Annotated in this window: 10 protein-coding genes; 5 read left to right on the top strand and 5 right to left on the bottom strand. The window is 51.2% G+C overall.

Going from position 1 to position 12396, the window contains the following annotated elements; translation table 11 throughout:
- Position 1 precedes the first annotated feature (1 nt).
- Both HY696_00920 and HY696_00915 read left to right on the top strand, forming a co-directional pair.
- Complete coding sequence (locus tag HY696_00920) at positions 2–166, top strand: hypothetical protein (GenBank protein ID MBI4236963.1); 165 nt, start codon at positions 2–4, stop codon at positions 164–166.
- Positions 167–216: 50 nt separating this feature from the next.
- Positions 217–2691, top strand: a complete 2475-nt coding sequence (locus tag HY696_00915; protein ID MBI4236962.1) for a DEAD/DEAH box helicase family protein — start codon at positions 217–219, stop codon at positions 2689–2691.
- On the opposite strand, the gene HY696_00910 is transcribed toward HY696_00915, so the two are convergent.
- The 5 genes from HY696_00910 to aceE form a co-directional block, all read right to left on the bottom strand.
- Positions 2648–3793 carry a DUF1016 domain-containing protein gene (locus HY696_00910; GenBank protein MBI4236961.1) on the bottom strand — a complete coding sequence of 382 codons (1146 nt, stop codon included), beginning with the start codon at positions 3791–3793 and terminating at the stop codon, positions 2648–2650. The two genes, HY696_00915 and HY696_00910, sit on opposite strands and share 44 nt — an antisense overlap.
- Before the next feature lie 36 nt (positions 3794–3829).
- Entirely contained in the window at positions 3830–4147 is a 318-nt protein-coding gene (locus tag HY696_00905; protein ID MBI4236960.1) for a hypothetical protein, read from the bottom strand.
- Positions 4144–5367 carry a hypothetical protein gene (locus HY696_00900; GenBank protein MBI4236959.1) on the bottom strand — a complete coding sequence of 408 codons (1224 nt, stop codon included), beginning with the start codon at positions 5365–5367 and terminating at the stop codon, positions 4144–4146. Before HY696_00900 ends, HY696_00905 begins: the two co-directional genes overlap by 4 nt.
- A gap of 27 nt (positions 5368–5394) precedes the next feature.
- Complete coding sequence (locus HY696_00895; protein MBI4236958.1) at positions 5395–5622, bottom strand: hypothetical protein; 228 nt, start codon at positions 5620–5622, stop codon at positions 5395–5397.
- 574 nt (positions 5623–6196) lie between these two features.
- On the bottom strand, positions 6197–8884 hold the full coding sequence (gene aceE / locus HY696_00890) for a pyruvate dehydrogenase (acetyl-transferring), homodimeric type (protein ID MBI4236957.1): 2688 nt from the start codon (positions 8882–8884) through the stop codon (positions 6197–6199).
- Positions 8885–9062: 178 nt separating this feature from the next.
- Between aceE and tnpA the strand changes: the two genes are divergently transcribed.
- From tnpA to HY696_00875, 3 genes are all read left to right on the top strand, one after another.
- A complete protein-coding gene (gene tnpA / locus HY696_00885; GenBank protein ID MBI4236956.1) occupies positions 9063–9470 on the top strand; it encodes an IS200/IS605 family transposase in 408 nt (135 codons plus the stop codon).
- A gap of 398 nt (positions 9471–9868) precedes the next feature.
- Complete coding sequence (locus tag HY696_00880; GenBank protein ID MBI4236955.1) at positions 9869–10813, top strand: D-alanine--D-alanine ligase; 945 nt, start codon at positions 9869–9871, stop codon at positions 10811–10813.
- Positions 10814–10816: 3 nt separating this feature from the next.
- Positions 10817–11974 (top strand): cysteine synthase family protein, encoded by a 1158-nt coding sequence (locus HY696_00875; protein MBI4236954.1) that lies wholly within the window; start codon positions 10817–10819, stop codon positions 11972–11974.
- Positions 11975–12396 lie beyond the last annotated feature (422 nt).

Below are 12396 nucleotides of genomic sequence, written 5' to 3'. Positions count from 1 at the left end.
TTTGTTCACGGTCGATCTGCAGGAGGAGTTCAAAGAAGCCGAGGAGATTGTGGGCGGCCTCGTTCAATTCGCCACCGGTGGCAAAGGTGTCGCACTGATTCAGCGTTTCTTTAAGATTTTGAAATGTATCCTGCACAAGGGTGAATACGGCAGGGCGAAAAACTGAATGGCTTTTCAGATCTGAAAGAACTATTTTCAGGCTCCAATTGATGACAAATGAATGACGACAATGAACAACTTAAACAGCAACTTGCCAGGGCATTGGCAGAAATTGAAAGCCTGAAGGCCGAGAACCGCGCTCTTTCCGAGAGACTCGGGATGCCCCCGAAACAAGAACCATTACCGGCCGTCGATACGATCCCTGCCGAAGCCAATTCAAACCTGACAGTGGAAGAAAAGATTCGCTTGTTTCGCTCGCTCTTCAGAGGGCGTGACGATGTCTATCCTGCCCGCTGGGATAACAAGAAAACGGGAAGATCTGGTTACTCGCCTGTCTGCGGCAATGAGTGGCTCAAGGGAACCTGTGAAAAGCCCCGAGTCAAATGTTCGGATTGCCCCAGTCAGAATTTTTTGCCTGTCACCGACCAGGTTATCTACGACCACCTGGCTGGAAAAAAGACGGTCGGCGTTTATCCGCTCCTCGAAAACGAGACCTGTCATTTTGTCGCCGCCGATTTCGACAAGGAAAACTGGCTTGATGACGCACGAACCTTTCTCCAGACTTGCCGCGACCATGAAATTGATGCCCTTCTGGAAAGATCGCGATCCGGCAAGGGTGGGCATGTGTGGATATTTTTCGAGCATCCCGTCGCGGCATCCATGGCTCGTCGGCTGGGGTCTTTTCTGCTGACGAAGGCAATGGAAAAGCGCCACCAGGTCGGTCTCGATTCCTATGATCGACTGTTCCCGAGCCAAGACACTATGCCCAAGGGCGGTTTTGGCAACTTGATCGCGTTGCCTTTGCAAAGGGATCCTCGAAGCCGCGGCAACAGCACCTTTATCGATGACAACGGTAATTTCTTTGAGGATCCGTGGACCGTTCTGGCCCAAGTGAAGAAGACCGATGAGATGTTGATTCACCGATTATTGGACTCGGTCGGTTTTCATGGCGAAGTTGGCGAGATCCAATTGGTTGCTGACGAAGACGAGCCCGCGACAAAGCCCTGGGAAAAATCGCGGGAGAAATCGAAGCCTCAGAAGATCAAGGGACCATTCCCCGAGAAAGCCCGTGTCGTGCAGGCCGACCTGATTTACGTGGAGAAGAACGGCCTGCCAACGGCCATGCTCAACCGCATCCTGAGGATCGCCGCGTTCCAGAATCCTGAATTTTACCGTGCGCAGGCCATGAGGCTCTCGACCTACGATAAGCCGCGCATCATTTCGTGCGGAAACGATTTTCCCGATCACGTGGCCGTCCCTCGCGGGTGTCTGAATGAGGTTCTGGTACTACTCAAGGAGCATGGTATCAAACCGGAAATAATCGACGAACGCTTTCCCGGAAAACCAATCACGGTCAAATTCAAGGGAGAATTGAGGGATTTGCAAAAGGAGGCGGTTGCCGAATTATCCAGGCACGACATCGGAGTCCTTTCCGCCACGACCGCATTCGGAAAAACGGTGGTGGCCGGCTGGATGATCGGCAAACGAAAAACCAATACGCTGATTCTGGTTCATCGCAAGCAACTGATGGATCAATGGAAGGAGCGATTGACCGTGTTTCTCGATCTGCCACCTAAATCCATCGGCGAGATCGGCGGCGGGAAATCCAAAGCGACCGGAGTCATCGATATCGCGACCATGCAGACGCTTCACAGAGATGGAGAGGTCAAACCCGTGGTTGCAGAATACGGGCATGTGATTGTCGACGAATGCCACCACGTTTCGGCATTCAGTTTCGAGCAGGTTCTCAAACAAGTGAAGGCCAAATACGTCCTCGGCCTCACGGCGACACCCTTCAGAAAAGACGGACATCATCCGATCATCACGATGCAGTGCGGTCCCATACGATTCAAGACTACGGCCAAGCAACATTCCGATCTCAACAAATTCGAGCACGTGGTTCTCCCGCGCTACACGTCCTACCGCTTGCCGGAAGCAAATCAGAATATGTCCATTCAGGAAATCTACGGGTCTCTTGTCCAAAATCAGAAAAGGAATGACCTGATCTTCGATGATTTGCTCAAGGCGCTCGTCGCTGGTCGTTCACCGCTGGTTCTGACCGAAAGAACCGAGCATCTTGATTACTTCGAGGCGAGACTCAAGGGCTTTGCCAAGAACGTCATTGTCCTGCGCGGCGGCATGGGGAAAAAACAACGCATGGCGCTACAGGAAAAAATCGCCAATCTGCCAGATTCGGAAGAACGGGTGATCCTGGCCACTGGTCGTTATATCGGCGAAGGGTTTGATGACAGTCGCCTCGACACCCTGTTTCTGGTGATCCCTATTTCCTGGAAGGGAACGCTTCAGCAATATGTCGGGCGTTTGCACCGGTCCCACGATGGCAAAAATCTGCTACAGGTTTACGATTACGTCGACCAAGAGGTTCCCATGCTGCGCAAGATGTTCGAACGGAGGCTCCGAGGATACAAAACTATCGGGTATTCCCTTCTACCAGCGGATACGCAGATATCTCCCGCCACAGCCGAAATTAAGCGGCTTGTGGAGCCAATAACTGGCGAATGGCAGGAATGAACGGCTCAAAGGCCATCACTTCGCGGAAATGCTCGGTTCGCAATGTGTCCACCAGGGGGAGCATTTCAGGTTTCAGCCTTGCGCGGGCCAATTTAATGGCCTGATGTAGTTTCTTTTCCAGGACCTTTCGCGAAGGTAGCTCTGTCATATATTCGGCAACACGAATGCCGCTCTTGCCCAGTTGCAAAAGCTCGATTTGCTCGTCGGATTTTCCTGCACAAAGAATAAGCCCAATGGGGTCATCCTCACCGAGCTTTCTCTCGTATTTCTCAAGCCATCGAAGATACAACTCCATCTGCCCCTTATCGGCTGGCCGGAATTCATGAAGCTTGAGTTCGATTGCCACGAGACGATTCAGTCCCCGATGGAAAAAGAGCAAGTCGAGGTAAAAATCTCTTCCGTCCAGCGATATCCTCTTTTGCCGCTCCATGAACGCGAATCCAACACCCAGCTCCAGAATAAAGGCTTCCATTTCCCGCAGTATGGCGGCTTCCAGGTCTTTTTCCTGATAAGCACCCCTCAATCCAAGAAAATCGAGAAAATAAGGATCCCGAAACGCCAAGTCTGGGGTGAGTTGATTGGTGGCTTTCAATTTCTTGAGTTCGTGTTTGATAAGCTTTTCAGGCTTTTTGGACAAGGCGGTGCGCTCATAGAACATGCCACCTATTTTGTTACGCAGGGTTCGGACATCCCAATTTTCAATGCGGCACATTTCGGCGTAGAAATCCCTTTTGAGTTGGTCCCGAAGAGGCAGGATTTCGACAAAATGGCTCCAGGTCAATTGTTTCGACAGTGTCGAAACAATCTCAGCGTCACGGAAATACTCATGCAAAGCCATCATTCTGGAGAGATTGGGTTTAGAGTAGCCGCGCCCATATTCTTTCAACAATTGTTTCGACAGCGTCGAAATAATCCGCTCGCCATACTCCGCTCGTTTACCCTGCAGGACTTTTTCACTAATCCTTTTTCCAATACGCCAATAAAGGGCAACAAGGGTGTTAGTGACCGAACGAGCGACATATTTGCGCGCCTGCTCGATCAGGGCGCGAACGTCACGGACGAGGGCCCCTGATTTTACGGGCCTGGTTGGCCTCAACGTCATCAATTGTGTTTTACGTTTCGGCATCATGATTCCATTCTATTCCAAAAGTTTCAATTGCGGCATTTCCGCTGTTTCTTCTGAATCCTTTGGCTGCGCCAATTCAATCAACGTCGGCGCCACATTCCAGTGGCCGCCATTATCGGTGATGACCGTGACCGATTTTCGGTTGAAGCGGGTCAATGTGCCTGTTTGGGGTTCGTGGCCCGACGGATGAAACCTCACCCGGTCGCCGATCTTGAATTTGAACATCTCCTTGTGCGAACGGATCTGGCGCATCAGGCGCAGCCGCTCCACGATCTTGTGGTTGAGTTCGATGAGTTCAGCTTCGGTGAGGTGATCGATGTTGAGGCTCATATTATATACCTTTCAACTGATTCCTCGTTGAAACCTTCCCAACATTTTTTAACTACTTTCGGTCTGAAAATGGACTCCATGCGATCAAAGTGTGGATCTTTTTCCTTTCTTTCTAGCTTCAGGTCGATAACGATTAATTCTTCAATTTGTTGAGCGCGATTCGATATGCATTGTCGAATTATGTTGTCATGATCTTTGTCTGTTGGAGGCAGACTCCATCCAATGACAACGACCCTTCTTGTATCGGGGCTAGAAAGCTTTTCTATGAAATGCCGTTCTGCTTCAAAAAGAATTGGATGTGATTTAATTTTGTTCTGAGTAGGTGGCACAATCAGAGGCTGTAAGTGACGAGCATGATGATCAAAGGCTTGATGAACAGGTGGAAAGGGAACAAAATTGCCGTCGTTCAATAAAAGGTAGGTCTCCTTGTTTTCATTGATCTTAGTAAATGCCAATGACCCGTGCGGTTTAATTAGTCGTAATCTAGAAAAATTGCCATTACCATGATTGCTGAACACCTGTGGAGATGGTGTTGGGGAAAATATACCACCAATACTGTGATCGAAAATCGAAATGTCAGATGGATTGAGAAAGCCTTGTAAGGAATCACATCGTGTTAACAAGCTTTTAATATCTTTATCCGTAATGTCTGTTGTTTTTTTTAACCAGCTTATTAAAGAGCAATCCAGCAATAAATCATAGTTAAAAGATACAAGAGAACATTGTTTTTCATCCCCAATAAATCTATCAAATAACTTGTGATATAAGTCATCAGATTTCTTCTCGATATCTACATCTCGGTATCCAAGCAACCAATTCAGCATATAAAGTGTGGAGGAGAAAGAGGATCCAGAAGAGACATTCAAACTTCTATCCAATAAGATTTCGAGATTTTCTGTTATATGCTTGTTAGAAAAACGGTTTCGCAAGGCCTCCAGATAACGATCCCTCAAGTTGATCTTATACTCATTATCATAGGTGCTTAGCCGATTTGGTGGCATAAATAGAGACCATTGTGCAGCTAAGTTTTCACACTTGATGTCTTTATTTGTGAAAATGCGCTCATAATCCAGAATTGAGAGGAAGTTTGCTATGAGTCTTTTATCTTCATCACTTTTTGCGCAAACCAAAATTCCTTGGAAAAAATTGTCCATCGTGGGAAATCTTGATAGATCAATTGCCGCTGATGCTCCAGTACCTACTATGATCATCTTGCTCATTGGGGCCGGCTCCTATCGAAAGAAATGTTATTGGCCATTACGTCTTCCATTGCCTGCTTGTAGTTCTGGATAGCCTCCGGGGAGAATATGTGGCAGTGAATTCCTTCTTCTGGACTCAGATTTATTGCAAATTGTCTCACAACTATTGCAACCCTTGCCATCCAACATTGCCGGTGAAGCTGAAGAAACATTTGCAAAAGAAGAATAGGCAACACCGGTTGCGATAATCAATATTTTTAGAACCAGTTTTTTCATGGATATTCTCTTGATGGTTTGAGTCTATGCCACCAGTATTTTCCCATTAGTATCAAGCCGGGAGTTGTAAAGATGGAAAGAAAAACAAATGACCATATGTCTCCCGTATCTCCGGATTGCACGTCTTCAACTATTGGAGGGGCTCACGTACCCTGCGGCTCCGCCTCCGGGTACTTCCTCGTCCACCCGCTTCGCGGGTGCCCGGACTCGGTCGTCGCCACTGCCCCCCCAACGGGCAAAGCCCGTTGGGTCCCCCCCCCTCTCGCGCGCGGTGCGCGCTGGATCGTGGGGCCCCGGACGTTAGTCCGGGGGGTGTCGTGCTCAGGCGAAGCCTCCTCCAGGGTGCCACGGGCGTGAGCCCGTGGGGCCCCACGAAAATAATTCTTCCGAAGAAACTCAGGGTAAATAAAGTGGGCAGTGCCAATAACCAGGTAGCTGCTAATAACAAGAATTGTTTCATAGCCTCTCCTGTTAGGGTCTGACCGGAAATGCCTATTCATTTTGGCATCTCATCTTGGGACCATCTTTGCCCGATCTTCACTCGCAAACAGCACAGGCATTTCCGGTCAGACCCTTACATCGTGATGGGGTTGGTCCTGTGTGGATCGATCGCGAGTTTTTTTGCCGCCTGCTCCACGATTTTTATGGGGATAGCGCCCTCACGGGCCAGGGCGCTCAAGGTGGCAAACGCAATGTGTCGTGCATCGACCTCGAAGAAATCGCGCAGCGCGTTGCGGGTCTCACTCCGCCCAAACCCATCGGTGCCGAGCGAGACCCACGGACGACCGGACCATCGGGCGATCGATTCGGGGAGTGCCTTGACGTAATCGGAGGCCGCAACGACCACCCCCTCAGTTTTACCGAGGCACTCGGTCACATACGGAGTGCTTGCCGGCTCAGCGGGATGGAGGAGATTCCATCGATCCACATCGAGGGCATTCTGATGCAGGGCCTTGTAGCTGGTTACACTCCAGAGGTCCGCGGCGACGCCGTAGGATTCCAGCAGTGTGGCGGCCTGGATCACCTCGTTCATGATCGCGCCGCTCCCGAGCAACTGGGCCTGCGCGACCGGTTTCTTGAGCGGGGAGGGGCGGAATCGATAGAGGCCTCTCACAATGCCATCGTGGACCCCGTCGGGCATGGCCGGTTGCGGATAGGGTTCATTTTCTACCGTCAGATAATAAAAACACTCTTCGCCATCGTAATACATGCGCCGAATGCCATCGTGGACAATCACCGCGATTTCGTACGCAAACGCCGGATCATACGCCCGGAGCGTCGGCACCGGATAGGCAAGGAGCTGACTCTGTCCGTCCTGGTGCTGCAATCCTTCGCCCGCCAACGTGGTGCGTCCGGCCGTGGCGCCCACGAGAAAACCGCGGCAACGCATGTCCGCCGCCGCCCAGATCAGATCTCCGATGCGCTGGAAGCCAAACATGGAGTAAAAGAGGAAGAAGGGGATCGTCGGGACTGCGTGATTGGCGTACGCGGTGCCTGCGGCAATAAACGACGACATGGAACCCGCCTCGGTAATCCCTTCTTCGAGCAATTGGCCTTCTTTGGCCTCGCGGTAGTAGAGGAGGCTCTCGGCATCGACCGGTTCGTAGAGCTGACCGACGTGCGAATAGATGCCGATCTCGCGGAACAGGGACTCCATGCCAAACGTGCGGGCCTCGTCGGGAATAATCGGGACGATATATTTTCCGAGCTGCGGATCGCGGATCAATTTGGTCATGACGCGCACGAGCGCCATGGTGGTGGCGACATTGCGGCCGTCAGACCCGTGCTGAAATTCCGTGAACGCCGCATCGGGGAGTGGCGGGAGCGCCGAGGCCGTGACGCGACGGGACGGGAGATAGCCGCCGAGGATTTTGCGCCGCTCACGCAAATACCGGATCTCTTCGCTGTCGTCAGCGGGACGATAGAACGGTGCGTCTGCAATCTTCTCATCGTTGATCGGGATGTCGAAGCGATCCCGAAAGGCACGCAGTTCTTCTTCATTCAATTTCTTCTGCTGGTGCGTGATGTTTTTCCCCTCACCCGCCTCCCCCATACCATAGCCCTTGATCGTCTTGGCCAGAATGACCGTTGGGGCGCCGCGATGCTCGGTCGCGGCTTTGTACGCCGAGAAGACCTTAAACGTATCGAGTCCGCCGCGGTTGAGTTTCCAGATTTCTTCGTCGGTCATGTCGCGGACCATCTCGGCGAGTTCTGGGTAGGCGCCGAAGAAATCTTCGCGGACACATTGTGGACCCGTGGCCTTGTAGCGCTGGTATTCGCCATCCACCACTTCGCCCATCCGTTTCACGAGGAGACCGCCGGTATCTTTTTCGAGCAGTTTGTCCCAGCGGCGTCCCCAGATGACCTTGATGACGTTCCACCCCGCGCCACGGAAGGCGGCTTCGAGTTCCTGAATGATCTTTCCATTCCCACGCACCGGCCCATCGAGACGTTGCAGATTGCAGTTGATGACAAAAATCAGATTGTCGAGTTGTTCGCGTGCCGCCAGCGTGATGGCCCCGAGCGATTCCGGCTCGTCCATTTCGCCATCGCCCAGGAAACACCAGACCTTGGAGTCGTCGGGCGGTTTGAGCCCGCGGTCTTGCAGGTAGTGCTTGAAGCGGGCCTGATAGATCGCCATGATCGGACCGAGCCCCATCGATACGGTCGGGACTTCCCAGAAATTCGGCATGAGCCAGGGATGGGGATATGATGAGAGCCCACCGCCATCGGCGAGTTCGCGGCGGAAATTCTCGAGTTGGCGCTCGCTGATCCGGCCCTCCAAAAACGCGCGGGCATAAATGCCGGGCGACGCGTGCCCCTGGAAGAAGACGAGATCCCCGCCACAGGAGTGGTCGCGGCCCCGGAGGAAGTGGTTGAATGCGACTTCGTAGAGGACCGCCGCCGACGTGTATGTCGAAATGTGCCCCCCAATGCCGCTCGCCAGCCGATTGGCGCGGACGACCATGGCCATGGCATTCCATCGGATCATCCGCGTAATCCGCCGTTCGAGCGCAAAGTCGCCCGGAAACTCCGGTTCGGCCTCTTTGGGGATCGTGTTGATGTACGGCGTGGTCACGGTGGAGGGGACACGGACTCCCATCATCTCCGCGTGCTTGTGCAGGGCCTCGATGAGTGAGGAACCCCGTGCTTCGCCGCTTTCGGCGACCACACTATCCAACGAATCGAGCCACTCCTCTCTCTCAAGGTCTTCCAGCTCTTCCGGGGCATATTCGGAGAGGCGTCGCCTGCGCTGTTTCATGATGCAGTCTCTTTACCGGCGAAACGGAGAGGGTGTCAATGATGGTGCAATTTTTGTCGATACGACTTCAAATTTATTCCCCGCGGCTTGCCGCGGACCTTGGTGTGGAGGGAAAGTTTGAAAACCGTAGGTTTTCAAGTACAGTCACGGAGCGACGGTCCAGCGTTCGTGGCATTGTGTGTCTCAAACGCCCTATTACATTGTCTTTCCGGTCAAATATCGGAGAGCTTTGTTGGTGCCCGAGGTTGAGGCGGAGATTGTGCGGATTGCGGTCGGGATTGGCGAGCGCTATGAAATCGTGTTTGAGAAAATAGGGTGTGACATGAATCACATCCATCTGTTGTGTTCGTTTCATCCGAAGTACAGCATTGGCGAGGTGGTGCGGGAGTTCAAAAGTATCGTGGCGCGGGAATTGTTTGCAGGGTGTGCCTGGCTGAAGCGCGAGTTGTGGGGTGGGGAGTTCTGGAGTGATGGGTATTATGTGAAAACGGTTGGAGAAGGCGGGAACTGGGCAGTGGTCGAGCAGTATGTGCGGAATCAAGGCAAAGCATTGCAAGGGGAGCCGTTGCGGTTGTTTAACCGATAGCTCGGCAGAGCCGAGCTCTGATGCCCCGTGGTTTGCCACGGGGTACCTCATTAAGTGTCACATCAAAAAATAGGGCTTGCTATTTAAAATGGGGCGGAATTATAGCTCCGCCGTGCGGTTTGGTGGCCATAAAGGAGGCAATATGAATAATGTCCGGGGAGCAGGTGGAGGGAAACAAAGGGGCTCTGTTGCGACGAAGGGGAGTGCTGTGCAGCAACCTCAAAGAGGTCAGCCGGTGGCAAGAGCAGATTTATCGGAGATCTTCCAAGCCTTGCGAAAAATTGAGCGAGGCGAAGGCACGGGGAGAAATGATCGCAAGGGTGTTTACAACTACAACGACTGTCCAGATCCGTGCTGTTGGTAAATATATCGTAACGGGCGCATAAGTGGCTGAGAGGATGAAGATTAAAGTTGCGGTTGTGATGGGGGGGCCGTCACCTGAATGTGATGTGTCTCTAGTAACGGGGGCCGGTGTTGCCGAGGCCTTGCGTGGGCTTGGGTACGACGTTATCGAGTTTCTACTAAATAAAAACCTTCCGATTGTATTGCAGCATGCCAATGTGGATGTTGTCTTTCCTGCGCTTCACGGGCCGCTGGGAGAGGACGGGTGCCTGCAAGGGTTGCTGGAAATTTTAGAGATCCCTTATGTTGGTTCATCTGTTTTGGGCAGTGCCTTAGGGATGAATAAGTATGTGACAAAACGAATGTTGAGCGCTGTGAAGGTGCCAACCCCAAAGGGATTGATGTTTCATGTTGGAGATGACTTAACGACCTTTCTAGCACAAATAGCCGAATATGTTGGTGGTCCGTCGTTGATGGTGAAACCGAATCGTCAAGGGTCTGCTTTGGGGGCAAGTCGAGTATTTAAGGAAGAAGACTTGCGTCCGGCGATTGAACGCTCAGTGACATTGGGTGGGGATGCGCTGGTGGAAGAATTTATTGTTGGAAAAGAGATCACAGTGGGTGTCCTTGAGAAAGATGGTGAGTGTATAGCACTGCCGGTAATCGAGATTCATGCGAAGAAAGAGTGGTACGATTATGAGGCGCGTTACACTCCCGGTATGAGCGTGCATGATTGTCCGGCAAAGCTATCGGCAGAAATGAGACAACGATTACAAACATTTGCCATTCAAGTGCATCGGGTGTTGGAATGTCGACACCTTTCTCGGGTGGATTTTGTGGTGACCGATCAGGATCAATTGTACGTCCTAGAGGTCAACACTATTCCTGGCATGACGCCTACGAGTTTGTTTCCGGAGGCAGCGCAAGCCCATGGCATTTCGTTTTCAGATCTGGTGGATGGACTTGTGCAAGGTGCGTTGTTTCAAGTTCCGAGAAGATAGAGTATGAACGCTCACAATGATCAGTTGCGATCGTGCCTTTCTCGGGTTGCCGAAGAGATAAATAATCTGGACGACAATATTACCCCTGTAGTTTCCGCAGATCAGCCCAATTCGAAATTGCGTTGGTTTCTCTCAATGGTTGATCAGACCCCAACATTTGAGATAGAAGCCATTGATTCGTTGACAGAGTGCCCTCTTTTAGCGCAGTGCGAATTGTATTCTCCCACGGGAAGTCACAAAGATCGAATGTATCTGTATATCATTCGCAAAATGGAACGAGATGGGAAAATTAAACGAGGGATGGTGTTGGTTGACTATTCTAGCGGCAACGGGGGAGCGTCACTTGTGTTTGTTGCGCGACTGTTAGGGTATCGTGTGATTGTCGTCCGTCCGGCAGGGATGAGTTTTGGGAAAGCGGCACATATTAGTGCCTTGGGTGGTTTCCTGGTGGAAACGCCGGAGCACCAAGGTGTAGAAGGTGCTGTACAGGGGGCCAGAAAGTTGACAGAATTACTCGGTGCTGATTGTTGTCTCATCGACCAGGGAGATTCACAATACAATGCGGAAGCTTTTGAATCACTTGGGAAAAAAATTGCTCAGGTTTTGGTGGGTCAAGGTCGAGAACCGGCATACTTTGTTTGTGCCGTTGGCACTGGAGGAACGTTTACAGGTATCGCCAGAGAGTTGAAAAAAACGTTTCCAAACATTCGGTGTATCGGTGTGGACGTTGAAGGCAACACCATGCTGTCTCACACCTTCGGCGGGCAGTCTCTTTCATCGGAAGGGCATCAACTTGAGGGTGTCAGCGTTGGAAAGATTTTTGCGAATGTCGACTCTGATCTCATCGATGAGTTTGTTGTTGTTAAGCCTGCGGAGGCAATGGAATCATGTCGTCTGTTGTGGTTACATACGTTAATTCCAGGTGGACCAAGCTCTGGTGCGAACTTGGCGGCAATTTCAAAGCTTCCAGCCAAATTTAGCGTTACGGTGTTCTTTGACGCATTTTGGAAATACTATGATAATGAACCGCTGTTTGAGAGGGTGTTGAGGGATCAGAGAACGAATTTGTATCAGACGCTAAATTTTCTCAGTCTGATTCCCGATAGCAATGTTGTGTTGAAAGACAATAAACAAGGGAAAGTCTCGTGTAGGGTTAGATAGTGTCACTGCGATGAGAGAGATATTCCTCGATAATGTTTTAACGCATGAAGGGCTGTCTTTACTTGTGAAACGTGCAAAAAGTAAGGATCGTCTATGCGTTGCTGTGATGGCCAGTGAAATTTGTAAGGATATTCTTGCCAAGTTCCTATTGGATAAGGTGGATTTTTTCCGGAAGCATTTGCTAATTGCTACCTCGGGGACGGCGAGCACAATTCGCAGTCATGTGGATCTTCGTATCGAATCTGTCGGTCATGGTCCGGATGGAGGGGATATAGTTATTGCTATACACGACGCCATAAGTAATTGCCGATATATTTAGGATGTGTTATGCCGGGGCATGACATTAAAAATAACCGTCCCGCACGCGGGATTAATATTACAGGATGAAATTCGACGATCTGAAGATGCCCGTTACGATCATC

Source organism: Deltaproteobacteria bacterium (genome assembly GCA_016210045.1).
Taxonomy (GTDB): domain Bacteria; phylum UBA10199; class UBA10199.
The sequence above is the reverse complement of the archived record's forward strand: the minus strand, read 5'-3'. Positions and strand labels throughout refer to the sequence as shown.